This window comes from Burkholderia sp. MSMB1072 (assembly GCF_001524725.1).
GTDB lineage: Bacteria > Pseudomonadota > Gammaproteobacteria > Burkholderiales > Burkholderiaceae > Burkholderia.
In genome coordinates this window covers 561,746-577,103 of the sequence record NZ_LOYC01000009.1, presented here as the reverse complement: position 1 = coordinate 577,103, position 15,358 = coordinate 561,746, and the positions used below count along the sequence as shown (strand labels likewise).

Genomic DNA, 15,358 nt, shown 5'->3' with positions numbered 1-15,358 from the left:
GCCGGGCGCTCAGTTGTGCTTGCGCAGCGGCGCATCCTCGACGAACCACGCGAGCACGAACGCGATCGCGATCACCGCCGCGGCCGACAGATAGACGACGTGCAGCGAACCGGCGAACGCGTGCAGGTACGCGTCGCGCACGGCATCCGGCAACTGGTGCACGGCGGCCGGGCCGAGCGCGGGCGGCAGCTCGGTACCGGCCGGCAGCGCGTGCATCATCCGCGACTGCAGCCCGTGCGAAAACAGCGCGCCGAATGCGGCGACGCCGAGCGAGCCGCCGATCGAGCGGAACAGCGTCGCGCCCGACGTCGCCACACCCATGTGCCGGAATTCGACCGTGTTCTGCACGGCGAGCGTCAGCACGGGCATCACCATCCCGAGCCCGATCCCGAGCAGCGCCATGTACGCGTACATCGTGTGCAGCGGCGTATCGAGCGCCAGCGTCGACAGCAACGCCATCGCGACGCCGCCCATCAGCGTCCCCCCGATCGGGAACAGCCGGTACGAGCCGAACCGCGAGATCAGCCGCCCGCTGACGATCGACGTCACGAGCATCCCGCCCATCATCGGCAGCAGTTGCATGCCGGCCTGCGACGGCGTCGAGCCCTTCACGACCTGCAGGTAGAGCGGGATGAACGTGACCGAGCCGAACAACGCAATGCCGACCACGAAGCCGATCAGGCTGACCAGCACGAAGGTGCGATGGCGGAACAGGTCGAGCGGCATGATCGGCTCGGCCGCGATGCGCTCCTCGTAAATGAAGCCGCCGATCGCGACGAGACCGAGCGCGAGCGTCATCCACAGCTGGGGCGACGTCCATGGCAGCAGCGAGCCGCCTTCGCTCGTGAACAGGATCACGCAGGTCAGGGCGGTCGCGAGGAACGCGGCGCCCATGTAGTCGATCCGGTGCTTCACGTGCGCGGTGTGCGGCCGGAACGCCATGCCGATCACCGCGAGCGCGAGCGCACCGAGCGGCAGGTTGATCGTGAAGATCCAGCGCCATGAAAGATGCTCGACCAGGAAGCCGCCGAGCAGCGGGCCGACGATCGTCGCGAGGCCGTAGACGCCGCCGAACATCCCCTGGTAGCGCGCCCGGCGATCGGGCGGGACCAGATCGCCGATCGCGGCCATCGTGACGACCATCAGGCCGCCGCCGCCGAGCCCCTGCAGCGCGCGCAGCACGATCAGTTGCGTCATGTCCTGCGCGATGCCGCACAGCGCGGAGCCGGCGAGGAACAGCACGATCGCGACCTGCAGCACGATCTTGCGGCCGTACAGGTCGCCGAGCTTGCCGTACAGCGGCAGCACCACGGTCGACGACAGCAGGTACGCGGTGACGACCCACGACAACTGGTCGAGCCCGCCGAGTTCGCCGACGATCGTCGGCAGCGCGGTCGACACGATCGTCTGGTCGAGCGCGGACAGCAGCATCACGAGCAGCAGCGCGGCGACGATCAGCCCGGTCGGCGCATTGCGGCGGGCCGCGTCCGCGGACGGGGAAGTGAGGAGCGTATGGGGTGTCATCGAAATATCTGCCATGGCAGGGAATTGAGTCGAATATAGTCATGGATGATTGCCTAGTCAATTTCTGCCCGGACTCGATATGTTGCAGTCGTAACAGGAAATTGCCGCCCGAAAAATTGATCGCGGTCAGCCGCGAAGCAGGGACGGACTCAAGTTTTTTGCAGGCAAACCGTAATACAGCTTGCCGCGGACCGATTGCCGCGGCGCTTTTCATCGCTCACGTGCCGTCATGAACCTGAACGCCCTGTTTTCCCGTTTCTCGATCCGTACGCGGATTTTCTCCACGCTCGGCCTCGTCGCCGCGCTGCTCGTCGTGTCGGGGCTGATCGGCCTCGCGGGCATGCAGAGCTCGAACCGCGCCCTCGACGAGGCCTATACGCGGCAACTGGCGGCGAAGACCGCGCTGGCCGCGGCGAGCCTGAACCTGACGATCGTGCGTACGACGCTCGACCGTGCACTGCTGCATCCGGAAGCGCCGGAGGTGCCCGATCTCGTGAAGAAGGCCGAGGGCTATCTCGCGAAGGCGGACACGGCGTGGCGCAACTACGCGGCGATGCCGCACGGCGACGACGAAGGCCCGCTGGCGAGCCGCCTCGATGCCGCGCGCCAGGCGCTGATCGGACAGGCGCTGAAGCCGATGATCGAGGCGATTCGCGAAGGGCGGCGCGACGAAGCCGACCGGTTGCTGATGACGGTCGCGCCGCCCCTGTCGGTCGCGCTCACGCAGGCGACCGACGCGCTCGATGCATACCAGGCCGCGCGCGGCAAGGACGTGTACGACACCGCGCAGACCTATTACGGCTGGATGCGCATGGGCGCGATCGCGGGCATCGCATTCGGCCTGGCCGCGTGCCTCGGTTGCGCGGTCGGCCTGCATTTCGCGATCACGCAGCCGGTGAATCGCCTGCTGTCGCATTTCCGCCGGCTGTCGGACGGCGACCTGACGTCGGAAGTGCACTGGTCGTCGCGCGACGAGATGGCCGAACTGGTCAAGGGCGTGACCGGCATGCAGCGCAGCCTCGCGGATACGGTGCGCCAGGTGAGCCAGGGTTCCGAGGCGATTTCGACGGCGACGCACCAGATCGCGGCCGGCAACACCGATCTGTCGCAGCGCACCGAGGAACAGGCGTCGGCGCTGCAGGAGACGGCCGCGAGCATGGAGCAATTGACGGCGACCGTGAAGCAGAACGCCGATCACGCGCTCGAGGCGCAGGCCTGCGCGGACAGCGCGAGCGAGATCGCGACGCGCGGCGCGACGGTCGTCGGCGAGGTGATCGGCACGATGAACGAGATCGACCGGAGCTCGCAGAAGGTCGCCGACATCATCGGCACGATCGAAGGCATCGCGTTCCAGACCAACATCCTCGCGCTGAATGCGGCGGTCGAAGCCGCGCGTGCGGGCGAGCAGGGCCGCGGCTTCGCGGTGGTCGCGGGCGAGGTGCGCACGCTGGCGCAACGCTCGGCGTCCGCGGCGAAGGAAATCCGCACGCTGATCAGCGAATCGGTCGAGCGTGTCGCGACCGGCTCGCGGCTCGTCGGTACGGCCGGCGCGACGATGCAGGACATCCAGCAGGCAATCGGGCGCGTGACGGGCATCATGACGGAGATCGCGGCCGCATCGAGCGAGCAGCGCGACGGGATCGAGCAGGTGAACCGCGCAGTGTCGCAGATGGATCAGGTGTCGCAGCAGAACGCGGCGCTGGTCGAGCAGGCGGCCGCGGCTGCCGCGTCGCTCGAGGAGCAGGCGGATGGGCTGCGTCGCGCGGTGGGGGCGTTTCGGGTGGCTTGACTCGAACTGACGGCGGCGCGGCGGCGGGCAGGCGCACCGCCCGCCGCGTCAACCGGCCGCGAGTTGCGCGGCCGCGCGCGACGACGCGACGATCAGCAGCTTCATCGTCGCGCGCGTCGCGCCGACGAACAGCTTGCGCGCGGCGCGCGCGTCGAGCGTGTCGAAATCGACTTCGGTCAGGATCACGCACGGCGCCGATTGGCCCTTGAAGCGGTAGATCGAATCGAGCAGCACGTCGCCGTCGCGATACTCGGGGTTGCCGAACAGGTCGTACTTGCCGGTGAAGCGCTTGATCCGGTGCGGGCCGAGCTGGTCGAGGGATGCCAGCACCGAGCCTTCGCGGCCGCGGTACGACAGCACCGCGATGTCCTGCTTGCGAAAGCCGAGCGACAATGCCTGCGTGATCGCACGCTTGGTCGCGTCGATGCAGGCTTGGGCCAACGCGTCGCCCGACGCGCCATCTTCCCCGTATGCCGACACCGACGGATCGGAGCCGTCGAACGGGCTGCCCGAGCGCAGTTCGGCCGCGAGCGGCTCGGCCCGGCCGACGACGTCGCGCACGAATTCGAGCAGGTCGCGCGGGCTGCGGTAATTCGTGAGCGCCTTCAGCGTGACCCAGCCGGGCAGCGCGACGGGTTCGCGCATGTACAGGTTCTGCAGCGGGTCTTCCAGCCACCACCATGCGCCGTCCGGCGCGAGCAGGCGCTCCAGCGCGGCCGCCCACGGCGCGTGGAAATCCTGCCCTTCGTCGACGACCAGCACGTCGAAGCGCCAGCGTTCGGGAATCGGCGTTTGCGCGAAGCGCGCCTCGAGCCGTTCGAATTCGCCGGGCACCTGGAAGTCGGGCGTATAGCCGCCGTCGCGCGCGACCCAGTCGCACAGCTGATGGTAGTTCGCGATCTTCGCGCCGGGCGGCGCGATGCGCGCGATGTAGTCGGCGAGCGGCCGGTTGAAGCATACGTAGAGCACACGCTGGCCGGCCGCGACCGCATCGCGCATCACCTGCACCGCGAGCTGTGTCTTGCCCGAACCCGCGGTGCCGGTGACGCGCAGCCGGAACGGCGTGAACGCGAGCTGGCGCGCCCATGCGGCGAGCCCGCCCGACAGCCGGGTGACGAGCGTGCCGGCCTGTCCGACGAGCGCGCTCGTGTCGGGCGTGAGCGCGAGCTCGTCCGCGAGGAAATGGTGGAGCTTCGGCGCGTTCGGAAAGGGCGCGTCGTCCTCGGGCAGGATCTGCAGGATCACTTGCGCGAGCTGCGCCTTGCGCGACGCATCGACGATACGCTCGGGCGCGACGCCGGCGATCGACGCATCGCGGATCGAATAGTCCGGGCAGTACAGCAGCGCCTCGACGCCGTAGACGCCCGCGCCGAGCGCGGCCGTCAGGCGCCGGTGCAGCGTCTCCTGCGTGCGCGCGAGCTGGATCGGGACATTGCGTTCCTTCTGCAGGTAGACCTTCACGAGCCCTTTCGGCGTTTCGCGCAGGAAGCCGGCCTTCTGCTCGATCAGCAGCACGCGGCCGGCCGGACTCACGACGACGAACGCGGCTTCGCCGAACACCGAGAACGCCTGGTCGGCGCGCGTCCAGTGGACGCCGTGATACACGGTGTAGCTGTCGGGCAGCGCGTGTTCGAGCGCGGCGAGCGTTTCGCGCTCGCGTTCGGCCGCGCCGGTCGCGGCGAGGCTTTTCCAGTCGTCGGGGATGAGGCGGGCCATGGAGTCGGGCGGCGGATGCCGGCGTGCGCGTGAACGGGTGCGGCTATTGTACTGAGGAACCGGTTCATGCCCGCGGCGCATGCGTTGGCCATTCGACGGGCGGCCGGCCCGGCGGACGTCAGCCGCGCGCGAGGCGCTTCGCCAGATCGGCGCTGAGGATCGCCATGCGTGCGGGTTTTTCGTAGCACACCACGTCGAACGCGCGGATCACTTCGCTGATGTCGGCTTCGCTCGCGCGGCCGGTGAGCAGGTCGCCCGTCAGCACGAAAATCGGCGCGCCCGGATTGTCGGACGTGCGCACGGCCTTGATCGCGGTCGCGGCCGTCCCGTCGTCGAACAGCCATTCGGTCAGGACCGCGTCGAAGGCCTGGCCCTGCAGCGCGTCGACGAATGCTGCGAGCCCGTCGAACGCGGCCGTCGCGAAACCCTGCCGTTCGAGATAGCGGCACAGCTCGGTCGCGCTGACGCGATCGGGATCGATCACCGCGACGACGAGCTTGTCGCTCTCCGCGCGGCGCGGGTAGATCTCTATCTTGTGCACGTCGTACGCGTTCTGGTACAGCACGCCGGTGTGGCGCAGCACGCGCCAGCGGCCGTTCTGTTCGTACGCGACGAACTCGGGGCGCGCACCGGCTTCGAGCGGCGCGCCGATCCAGGCGGTGCACGGAATCTCGGCGACGCCCGCATACAGGACGGCTTCCTGGGAATAGGCGCCGACCATGCCGGGGTCGAGCGTTTGCGCGCCGAACAACTGCGCGGCCGGTTCGCCGTACGCTTCGGCGACTTTCTTGATCTGCGCGAGCGTCCAGGGGCTGCTGCCGCGCAGTTTGCGGTGGCCTTGCGAGAAACTCAGGTCGAGGATGCGGCACAGCTCGGTGGTCTGCTGGCGCTTGCCGATGCCGTTGCGGGTCATCAGCTCGCGCACGCGCTCGGCAACCGCGAGGGAATCCGTGGTGATTGCTTCAGTGGTCATGCTACGGGAACGGATCGTGACGTTCAGAACGACGCCTTGCGGCAGTCTCGGCGGACAGTCTTCATGACGTCCAATGGCGAGCCGACCGGCCACGCACGGAAAAGATAACTTTACCGCAAAATGGTCGTCATTCAGTATGGTGAAAGGTGCGTTTGTGTGAAAGGTGTGTCATGAAGTTACGCCCGGCTTGACGCGGCGCATGCCTGTGATGACGCGTTCGACACCTTCCGGTCCGCATTCCTGTCGGCCGCAATGCGATTCCACACGAGGCGGCAGGTAATCGCCGCACGATGCACCAACGCAGGGCGCGGACGCGCCGGACCGACGTATCCGCCCCATTTTTTCAGGATATCGCGTGACGGATCGTCGAAGTTCCTGGAAGGCGATCCATCGACGGTTTCCTCTAGTGAGACCGACGCGGATACACTTTTCAGGCCGGCGCAGCTGCGTGCTACGATTCCGCCGTTTCAAAAAACGTGTTGAACCGATGCAGAAGAAATTCTTGATGCGCGGATACGAAATGAACTGCGAGCCGCGCATGACGGAGGCCGGCAAATACGCCGCGCAGGTCGAGGTCACGAAAGTGGGTTTCAGCCGTGAGGCTGCGTTCCGCAAGCTGGGCGAATTCGACACCGAAGCCGAAGCGGTCGCGTACGCGAGACAATTCTCCGAAGAATGGCTGAGCCGCTATGCGTAGCGCAGCGCATGCCCGTGCAATGCGGGCATCGGGTCGACCGGCGGTGCTGCGCCTCGAACGACGGGGAATTCGTGCCTGAATATTGCGAATGCGTCCGGAAATTTGTAGATTGACGACTCCTGTTGTGAGGTATCGATCGTCCGAAGCCAACGCAATCGGAGACTGCGAATGTCCACTTTGTGCATGCAGACCGTCGTTCACGGCAAAACTGTCCAGATCGTGCTGTCGCCCGAGCAGCGTACAGCCAGGATCGACATCGTCGATGACGAAACCGGCAGCTATCCGCCCCGCACGATGAGCATCGAGCGGTACATCAACGCGGGCATGGCCGACGACGAAATCGCGCGGCATGTTCTCGAAGTCGTCACGATGTCGATCGAGCAGCTTGCGAGGCTGCAGCCGTTCGACCGCACCGCAGGCACTCAAACGCGCTATTCGCACTGAGGACGCCGGCGTGGCGGCGGCTTCCAGCCGCGCTGACCGCTAAGTCCCGATTGAAACGGCCGCGTGGTTTATCGAGCGCTCGACATGTCGCCGTCGACGCCGCCGAGCCGACGCACATCGATTGCGCGTTCGCGCTACGTCGGCATATACGCGAACGGCTCGCCGTCGTCCCGCTCGACGGACAGCAGCCGCCGAAGCTGATCCAGCGCGAACAGCTCCGGCATTGATCGGGCATTGCCTGTCGTTACATTTGTAGTCCTTATCGATAAAAAGCCGGATGGGCGAGAAGGCGATCGGGTCGGGCGCCGAGCTCCTCTCGGCGCAGCAGTTCGCGTTGCGCTCGGCGACCTCGCATTGTCGGATGGAATTTCCGCAACGGCGCCGGGTGTCGGAGAGCCGGCATCGGCCGACGATTCCACCGGTGCCGGTATCGACGCTCGAGCGATGGCAATCGTCGGCGCAACATGCGGCTCCGGCTCCGGCTCAGGCTCCATGGCTTCGGCAGGCCGCGCCACCGCGGTCGGCGTCAATGCGATGACGGACCCGAAGGGATGGCCGAATGACGGTTTTCCGAAATTTATCGCTTCATGTGACGCCGTCGCCGCGATAAGCTTCGCCGGGCATGCATCGACCTCCGACAGAAAACAATGACCACCACCTATCCGCTGCACGACGCATTGAGCCACGCCGATACGGCGTTTCCATCCGAAGCCGACGTCGTTGTCGCCGGCGCCGGCATCATGGGCTGCGCGGCTGCCTACTACCTCGGCCTGCGCGGCCTGAAAGCCGTCGTGCTCGACAAGTCGCGCATCGCCGGGCAGCAATCGACGCGCGCGTGGGGCTTCGTGCGACAGCAGGGGCGCGAATCGGCCGAAGTGCCGCTGATGATGGCCGGCATGCGGATATGGGAAGGCCTGGAGCAGGCGCTCGGCTTCGATCTCGAATGGCGGCAGGGCGGCTGCCTCTACATGGCGGACAACGAAGACGACTGGGCCTCGTTCCAGGCGTGGCTCGCCGTCGCGCGCGAGCACGGGCTCGACACGCGCACGCTGACGCGCGCCCAGATCGACGAGCGCGTGCAGGGGCTGTCGACGCACGCGCGTACCCTCGGCGGCTTGTATACGGCAACCGACGGGCAGGCCGAGCCGCGTCGCGTGGCCGCCGCATTCGCGGCGCGCGCGACCGAGGCCGGCGCGCGTTTCTTCGAAGGCTGCGGTGTGACCGCGATCGAGACGGTCGGCGGCGCGGTCGTCGGCGTGGCGACCGAGCGCGGCACGATCCGCACGCGTCGCGTGATCTGCGCGGCCGGCGCGACCAGTTTCCGGCTGCTCGACGGCGTCGGCATCCGGCTGCCGCAGCAGGCCGTGCGAGGCACCTGCATGCGCACCAACGTGGTTCCGCCGGTGTCCGCGGCGACGGTGTGGGGCCATGGTCTCGGCATCCGGCAGCGCAAGAACGGTGCGATCAATCTCGCCGACGACATGCAGGTCGACGTCGACCTGACGCTCGGCCATCTGCGCGGCTTGAGTCTCTTCTGGCCGGAATTCTGGTCGCAGCGCGACAAATTCCGGCTGCATCTGGGTGCGTCCGCATGGCGCGACGTGCTCGCACGCATCAACGGCTCGACCGGGCCGATCGAGCCGCGCGATCCGCAGCCCCAGCCGAATCGCGCACATGCGCCGCGCGCGCTCGCGAAGCTCAAGGCGATCTTTCCCGCGCTGAAGGATGCGCAGGTCGTCGAGGCATGGGCCGGCCTGATCGACGTGCTGCCCGACGGCATTCCGGTGATCGATGCGCCCGGCACGCCGGCGGGGCTCGCGATCGCGACCGGGTTCTGCGGGCATGGTTTCGCGATGGGGCCGATCGTCGGCCGGCTGCTCGCCGAATGGATCGACACGGGCGCGCCGTCGCTCGACCTCTCGGCGTTTCGCGCGCGGCGTTTCGTCGACGGGACGATGGTGCGGCCGCGCAGCATGCTGTGACCGGCCGCGCACACGCGTTCCCGTCGTAGAATCGAGCCCGCATCCTTCAGGAGATTTCCCGTTGGCAACGCCATCCGATCAGCGCCGCTCGTTGCGCTTGCGTCTGCGTCGCGCCCGCGATCCGTGGCAGGCGCCGCGCGCACGCACGCTGTTCACGCGTCCCGCGACGTCGCCGCGGCGCACGCTGCTGTTCCGCCTCGGCGCGGTCGTGCTGTTGTGCACGCTTGCGTTTCTCGTGCTGTATCTCGATCGCGACGGCCTGCGCGATTCGACCAAGAGCACGCCGATGACCGTGGCCGATCTCGTGTACTTCACGATGGTCACGGTCGCGACGGTCGGCTATGGCGATATCGTGCCCGTCACGGCGCGGGCGCGCCTGCTCGATGCATTCTTCATCGTGCCGATCCGCATCGGCATCTGGTTCATTTTCCTGGGCACGGCGTATCAGTTCGTGATCCAGCGCGTCGTCGAGGAATTCCGCATGAAACGCCTGCAGAAGCAACTGTCCGATCACATCGTCGTGTGCGGGTATGGCCTGTCGGGGTCGATCGCGGTGCGCGAGTTGCTGGAGAGCGGCGTCGATCCGGCCACGATCATCGTGATCGATTCGCAACAGCAGGCCCTCGAAGCGGCGACGTCGCTCGGAGTGACGGGATTGCTCGGCGATCCGGCGCACGAGGATCTGTTGCAGCAGGCGCAGGTGCGCGCGGCGAAGGCCGTGATCATCTCGGTGACCGACGATCCGACCGCGATCCTGCTGACGCTGTCGGTGCGCAGCATCGCGCCCGATACGAAGATCGTCGTGCGGATCCAGGAAAACCTGTACCAGCGGCAACTGCGGCAGGCCGGCGCGGACGTGATCGTGTCGTCGACGAAGATCGGCGCGCTGTTGCTGGCGGACGCGGTCCATAGCCGCTACATCGTGCCGTTCGTGAACGACATGCTGTCGACGCGCGGTCGCGCGACGCTGCTGGAGCGCGAGGCGTTGCCGCATGAAATCGGCTGCATGACGAACGTCGTGCCGGGCGCGATCGTGGTCGGGCTCGATCGCTGCGGGAAGATCCATTCGTTTTACGAGGATCCGCCGTGCAGGATCGAGGCGGGCGATACGCTGGTGGTGATTCAGTCGGCGCGGATTCCGGATGCGGATGCGTGAGGGCGTCTGGTTCGGGTCATGTGCCCATGAGGGCATGCGACGCTCGATCTGATCGAGACGCGCATGCGCGCCGTGGTGGCCGCGACGGCCGCAGCCTTCGATTGCGAGAGCGACGTGGATTTCCAGCGCCAGTATCCGGCGACCGTGAACGACGCCGAGCAGACGGCGGTGACGGTGATGCGTGAGCTGGTGGGCGACGCGCAGGTGAGCAACCGTCGAGCCGACCATGGCGGCGGAGGATTTCTCGTTCATGCTGCGCGAGAAGCCGGGTTGTTATGCGTTTCTCCGGAACGGGACGGGCGATCATCGCGTGTACGGGCATGGCGGCGAGCCTTGCCTGCTGCATAACGCCAGCTATGACTTCAACGATGCGTTGCTGTCGGTGGGGGCGAGTTATTTCGTGAGGCTGGTGGAGCGGGTTTTGGGGCGGTAGGGAGGCGGTGCCGGCACTGCAGGGGAGTTGACACCGCTTTTCACGACATCACGGTCGGTGACGATTTTATTTCGTTCAACGAATAGAAAGGATTCCGTGAAAGTTTTCAGGTTTCGCGTCGGCGTCGGCCGATGAAGCGACATTCGTACTTCGCAAGCGATGACGACCTTTGCTCAGTTCTGCGGCTGTACCCGACCGCTTCGCACATTCCTCGATCCCTGCATCACCGATGTGACAAGTGCGTGTCATCGGTGAATTTGTTATTTTCCGCTTGATTGGATCCCTATCACACTGGATAGAATGCACCCCGTTCCTGATGGATACGGAACGGATAGTACATTTTCGTCGCGTTGACGATAGCTAAAAACAGGGGATCCAGACATGCGAGACAAGGGAGCATCGACGATGCTATCCGGAGAAATCGTCGCACTCGGCGACATCGACAATGTTGCACGACGCCATTTCGTGATGGGGCTCGGTGCAACGCTTCTGGCCGGATGCGGCGGCGACGGAGGGAACGCGGTTACAGGCGGTGAGCGTGCATCGGCAAACAGCGGCGGCCAAGCGTCCGCCGTGGCCCCGACTTCGGACGGTATCGACGCAGGTGCGACGTCGGCAGGCACTGCCCAAACCCGCACCTTCACGCATCCGGGCTTGCTGCATACCGACGCGGATTTCGAACGCATGCGCGCGAAAGTCGGCGCGCACGCTTCCCCGTGGATCGACAGCTGGAACGTGCTCGCTGCCAACGGTCACACGCGCCTGACGAACGAGCCTAACCCGCAGGTCGGCATCTATCGCGGCAACGATCCGACGCATGGTCAGAACTACGGCGCCCTCTACAACGACATCGCCGCCGCTTATGGCGACGCGCTGCGTTGGAAGGTGTCGGGCGACAAGCGCTACGCCGACAAGGCAGTGGAGTATCTGGACCGATGGGCCTCGACGCTGACGACGCTCGGCGGCAGCGACGTGGCACTCGCTGCCGGCATCTATGGCTACGAGTTCGCCAACGTAGCCGAAATCATGCGCAGCTACAGCGGTTGGAGCCCGGCCGGCCTCGCCGCGTTTCAGGCGATGATGCGCAATGTCTTCTACCCGGTCAGCCATGCTTTCCTGACCCGTATCGACACCGCGATGGACACGCACTACTGGGCCAACTGGGGACTGGCCAACGTCGCGTGCGTCCTCGCCATTGGCGTGCTGTGCGACGATGCCGGGCTCGTCGACGAGGCCGTCACCCATTTCAAGACCGGTGGCAGTAACGGCTGTATCCGCCAGGCCGTGTACTACATGCATCCCGGCAACCTCGGGCAATGGCAGGAAGCCGGCCGGGACCAGGGGCACAGTGTGCTGGGCATTGCACTGACGGGCGCCATTTGCGAAATGGCGTGGAATCAGGGCATCGACCTGTACGGCTACGACAACAACCGCTTTCTGGCGGGCGCCGAATACGTGGCCAAGGCGAACCTGAAGCAGGCAGACGGCGCGTTCTACACGGTACCTTTCGTCACGTACCAGAACAGCGCCGGCGTCATCCAGACGCAGTTCGCCGCCGGCGGGCAAGGCAGCGCGCTGGGGCGGCCCTGCTGGGCGCTGGTGGCCAACCACTACATCAACCGCAAGGGCCTGGCGGCGCCTTACACCAAGCGCGCAGCCGAACTCGTGGCACCGGAAGGCGGTGGCGGCAACTACGGCCCCAACAGTGGCGGCTTCGACCAGCTCGGCTACGGCACGCTCACCTGCACGCTCGACCCCGGCCCCGCTGCCGCCACGCCGACCGGCCTGACCGGCTACGCCAGCGCGGGCAAGGTGGTGCTGTCGTGGTGGGGCAGCAGCAATGCCACGAGCTACGACGTCAAGCGCGCGACCATTGCCGGTGGACCGTACAGCACCATCCAGAGCGGGATCACCGATCTGCTGACCTATACCGACATGCCAGCCGGTGCCGGCACGTATTTTTATGTCGTGACAGCGCAAACGATTGCGGGCGAATCGGCGCACTCCAACGAAGTGAAAGTGATCACGGCGCAGCAGCTGCTTGCGCATCTCGCCTTCGATGAAGGCAGCGGCATCACGGCCGCCGATCGTTCGGGCAACGGGCGCAATGGCACGCTCAACGGCGCAACGTGGGCAACGGGGCGCAACGGCAACGCGGTCTCGCTCAACGGCTCGGGCGCGGATGTGGCGTTGCCCGACGATGTGCTGACCGATGTGTCGGACTTCACCATCGCCAGCTGGGTGTTCTGGAACGGCTCGCAGACGTGGGCACGCCTGTTCGACTTCGGCACGGGCTTCCACCGCTACATGATGTTCACGCCGCGCGGGCAGTCGCGCAACGGCTGGGCCGGCATGCGCTTCGCCATGACGGCCAACGGCCCCGGTGACGGCCCTCCGGAACAGGTCATCGACGCCCCCGCCGAGCTGCCGAGCAAGCGATGGGTGCATGTGGCCGTCACGCTGTCGGGGTCGACCGGCACGATCTACGTGGACGGTACGCCCGTCAGCACCAACACGGCGATGTTCCAGGCGCCGTTCCGCCTTGGCGGTACCACGCAGAACTGGCTGGGCAAATCGCAATACAGTGCCGACGCCACGTTCAACGGCCTGATCGACGATTTCCGCATCTATCGCGGTGCGCTCGGCGCTGCGCAGATTGCATCGCTCATGGCGAATTGATTGCGCGGGCCCATGGCGGGCCCTGCGATGAACCTCTTCCTTCAAGGATATCTCCGATGACCGTGTTTTCTCGACGACGGATCGCCGTCGCGGCGATGGCGTGTACGTTATGGGGCTGCGGTGGCGGATCCGACAGCACGACAGGCACGTCCAGCCTGGGGGCCGATGTCGCCGCCAAGCGTGACCAGACCGGCGGAAACGGCAGCGGCAGCAACCTGCCGGCGGCCAGCTGGACCAGCGTCAAGTGGGGCGGGGGCGGCTACGTCACCGGCCTGATCTATCATCCGACCAACGCGAGCCTGCTGTACGCACGCACCGACGTCGGCGGCGCGTACCGCTGGAACGCGACTGACTCGACATGGACGCCCATCACCGACGGCATCGGTTTCGGCGCGGGCGAGGGCGACTTCCACGGCGTCGAAAGCCTCGCACTCGACTCCGGCGTGATGGCCGGCGACTGGAACACATACGGCCGGATTTACGTCAATGGCGCCGCTCGCGGTCCGATCTTCAGCAATTGAGGTCGATCGGCCTGTCGACCGTCCGGTTGCGGTTTGCAACCGGACGGAGCGCGTGGTTGAATGGCGGCAAGGGCGAGGATCTCGTGCTTGTCGGCGGGTCCGCTCCGAGCCGCGCAACATCGGCGGCGCGTCCGGATCGACGTACCGAGCGTCCGGCGAAGCAGGCGTACCCAGCGGGCACCTTCCGATCAATCTTGCAGAGGCATACGCGCAATGCGTGTCGAGCAGCCGGCCTTTCTAGGTTCTCTCTTTCTGTCGCGTCTGGCAGACCAGATGCTGCTCTTTCTGGTGCCGCTCGTCGTCTTTCAGGTCACTCAGAAAGCGACATGGTCCGGCCTCGCGTTTTTCGTCGAAACGGTTCCGCGATTCATCGCCTTTCCGATCTGCGGCGCACTGAGCGACCGCGTGTCGCCAATTCGTGTGTTGCGAGTGAGCCAGACCAGCCGGGCCGTCGCTTGCCTGATCGGCATCGTCGGCTATGTTGCCTGGAGCGGAATCGGCTGGTTGATCGCGCTGTCCGCCGTATGCGGTGCACTCACGAGCCAAGGTCTCGTCGCCCGGGAGGTGCTGCTGCCACAGATTTTTCCGCGGCAGCGTTTCGAGAAAGTGCTGGCCCATACGCAGCTCGCCGATCAGTCGGGTGTCGTGCTCGGGCCGATCGTCGCGGCGGCGCTACTGGGATGGCGCACCTGGGAGTGGGCCGTCGCTTGCGCGGCGTTGCTGTTTGTCGCGGCGGATATGGCGATGTTCGTATGGCAACGGACCAGCACGGCGCGCGTGGCGCCTCCCGAACGCGCGGCGGGGCCATGGTATGCGCCGTTCGGCGTGGCGCTGACGCATGTCGTCACGCTGCCGGGGCTCTTGCGGCTGGTCCTGCTCGCGGCGGCGGAAAACCTCGTGATCGGGACGACACTTGCGACGTCGGCCGCAATGGTGACCGGTACGTTTCGGCAGTCAGGCGGTTTCTATGCCGGGCTGCAGGTCGCGGGCGCCATCGCGACGGTCGCGATCCTGTTGTTCGTCGCGCGTATCGAGGTATCGCGCGTGCGGCTCGGCATCGTCGCCTTCGTTGCGATTGCGGCAGGCGGCCTCGTGATGGGCACGTCGGGTTCGATTGCGATGTACGTTGCCGGTTTCCTGATGGTCATCGGCTTCGACAAGATGTTCAACGTGTATATCCGCAGCGCACGGCAGGCGATCATCCCCCCTCGGGACTACGGCAAGACGACGGGCGTCATCGTCCTGCTGAACAACGCGACACAGCCGCTTGCCGGGCTGCTCGTCGGGCTCTTCTCCGATCACGGGCGCGTTGCACTCGTCGTGACGCTGACGTCGATCGGCATGGCGATACTGGGCGGCGCGCTCGTCGCCGTCGGCGTGGTCCGGACCCGATCGACTGCGCGCGTGCCGGACTGACGCCAGGCCGCGACGCGTGGGCCGTATC

Annotated in this window: 11 protein-coding genes and 1 pseudogene; 9 read left to right on the top strand and 3 right to left on the bottom strand. The window is 66.4% G+C overall.

Going from position 1 to position 15,358, the window contains the following annotated elements:
* Positions 1-9 precede the first annotated feature (9 nt).
* Complete coding sequence (locus WS89_RS04580) at positions 10-1,524, bottom strand: MDR family MFS transporter (RefSeq protein WP_059789739.1); 1,515 nt, start codon at positions 1,522-1,524, stop codon at positions 10-12.
* Positions 1,525-1,753: 229 nt separating this feature from the next.
* Between WS89_RS04580 and WS89_RS04575 the strand changes: the two genes are divergently transcribed.
* Complete coding sequence (locus tag WS89_RS04575; protein WP_059789644.1) at positions 1,754-3,313, top strand: methyl-accepting chemotaxis protein; 1,560 nt, start codon at positions 1,754-1,756, stop codon at positions 3,311-3,313.
* Between the two features lie 48 nt (positions 3,314-3,361).
* Here WS89_RS04575 and WS89_RS04570 read toward each other — a convergent pair whose 3' ends face one another.
* Both WS89_RS04570 and WS89_RS04565 read right to left on the bottom strand, forming a co-directional pair.
* On the bottom strand, positions 3,362-5,029 hold the full coding sequence (locus WS89_RS04570; RefSeq protein ID WP_059789643.1) for an ATP-binding domain-containing protein: 1,668 nt from the start codon (positions 5,027-5,029) through the stop codon (positions 3,362-3,364).
* Between the two features lie 118 nt (positions 5,030-5,147).
* Positions 5,148-6,002, bottom strand: a complete 855-nt coding sequence (locus WS89_RS04565; RefSeq protein WP_027780902.1) for a helix-turn-helix domain-containing protein — start codon at positions 6,000-6,002, stop codon at positions 5,148-5,150.
* Between the two features lie 487 nt (positions 6,003-6,489).
* On the opposite strand from WS89_RS04565, the gene WS89_RS04560 reads away from it, so the two are divergent.
* The 8 genes and pseudogenes from WS89_RS04560 to WS89_RS04525 all read left to right on the top strand — a co-directional run bounded on the left by WS89_RS04560 (position 6,490) and on the right by WS89_RS04525 (position 15,330).
* Positions 6,490-6,699, top strand: coding sequence for a hypothetical protein (locus WS89_RS04560; RefSeq protein WP_059500266.1), 210 nt, complete (start codon positions 6,490-6,492; stop codon positions 6,697-6,699).
* Between the two features lie 168 nt (positions 6,700-6,867).
* The gene (locus WS89_RS04555; RefSeq protein ID WP_059500267.1) at positions 6,868-7,143 is read left to right on the top strand and encodes a hypothetical protein; all 276 of its coding nucleotides are present in this window, start codon (positions 6,868-6,870) and stop codon (positions 7,141-7,143) included.
* Positions 7,144-7,790: 647 nt separating this feature from the next.
* Complete coding sequence (locus WS89_RS04550) at positions 7,791-9,125, top strand: NAD(P)/FAD-dependent oxidoreductase (RefSeq protein ID WP_059789642.1); 1,335 nt, start codon at positions 7,791-7,793, stop codon at positions 9,123-9,125.
* Between the two features lie 61 nt (positions 9,126-9,186).
* Positions 9,187-10,281 carry a potassium channel family protein gene (locus tag WS89_RS04545; RefSeq protein WP_059500269.1) on the top strand — a complete coding sequence of 365 codons (1,095 nt, stop codon included), beginning with the start codon at positions 9,187-9,189 and terminating at the stop codon, positions 10,279-10,281.
* Between the two features lie 36 nt (positions 10,282-10,317).
* Positions 10,318-10,714 (top strand): annotated as a pseudogene (locus WS89_RS31795) (M20/M25/M40 family metallo-hydrolase); the annotation flags it as partial.
* A gap of 405 nt (positions 10,715-11,119) precedes the next feature.
* Complete coding sequence (locus WS89_RS04535) at positions 11,120-13,393, top strand: LamG-like jellyroll fold domain-containing protein (RefSeq protein WP_059789640.1); 2,274 nt, start codon at positions 11,120-11,122, stop codon at positions 13,391-13,393.
* A 56-nt stretch (positions 13,394-13,449) separates the two neighbouring features.
* A complete protein-coding gene (locus WS89_RS04530) occupies positions 13,450-13,914 on the top strand; it encodes a hypothetical protein (protein WP_257128114.1) in 465 nt (154 codons plus the stop codon).
* A gap of 213 nt (positions 13,915-14,127) precedes the next feature.
* Entirely contained in the window at positions 14,128-15,330 is a 1,203-nt protein-coding gene (locus tag WS89_RS04525) for an MFS transporter (protein WP_059789638.1), read from the top strand.
* The last annotated feature ends 28 nt before the right edge of the window (positions 15,331-15,358 follow it).

Bases quoted from the DNA above. Each gene is read 5' to 3' on its own strand.
- WS89_RS04530 (WP_257128114.1), top strand. From the start codon at position 13,450: ATGACCGTGTTTTCTCGACGACGGATCGCCGTCGCGGCGATGGCGTGT.
- WS89_RS04580 (WP_059789739.1), bottom strand. From the start codon at position 1,524: ATGACACCCCATACGCTCCTCACTTCCCCGTCCGCGGACGCGGCCCGC.
- WS89_RS04560 (WP_059500266.1), top strand. From the start codon at position 6,490: ATGCAGAAGAAATTCTTGATGCGCGGATACGAAATGAACTGCGAGCCG.
- WS89_RS04535 (WP_059789640.1), top strand. From the start codon at position 11,120: ATGCTATCCGGAGAAATCGTCGCACTCGGCGACATCGACAATGTTGCA.
- WS89_RS04555 (WP_059500267.1), top strand. From the start codon at position 6,868: ATGTCCACTTTGTGCATGCAGACCGTCGTTCACGGCAAAACTGTCCAG.
- WS89_RS04570 (WP_059789643.1), bottom strand. From the start codon at position 5,029: ATGGCCCGCCTCATCCCCGACGACTGGAAAAGCCTCGCCGCGACCGGC.
- WS89_RS04550 (WP_059789642.1), top strand. From the start codon at position 7,791: ATGACCACCACCTATCCGCTGCACGACGCATTGAGCCACGCCGATACG.
- WS89_RS04575 (WP_059789644.1), top strand. From the start codon at position 1,754: ATGAACCTGAACGCCCTGTTTTCCCGTTTCTCGATCCGTACGCGGATT.
- WS89_RS04565 (WP_027780902.1), bottom strand. From the start codon at position 6,002: ATGACCACTGAAGCAATCACCACGGATTCCCTCGCGGTTGCCGAGCGC.
- WS89_RS04525 (WP_059789638.1), top strand. From the start codon at position 14,128: ATGCGTGTCGAGCAGCCGGCCTTTCTAGGTTCTCTCTTTCTGTCGCGT.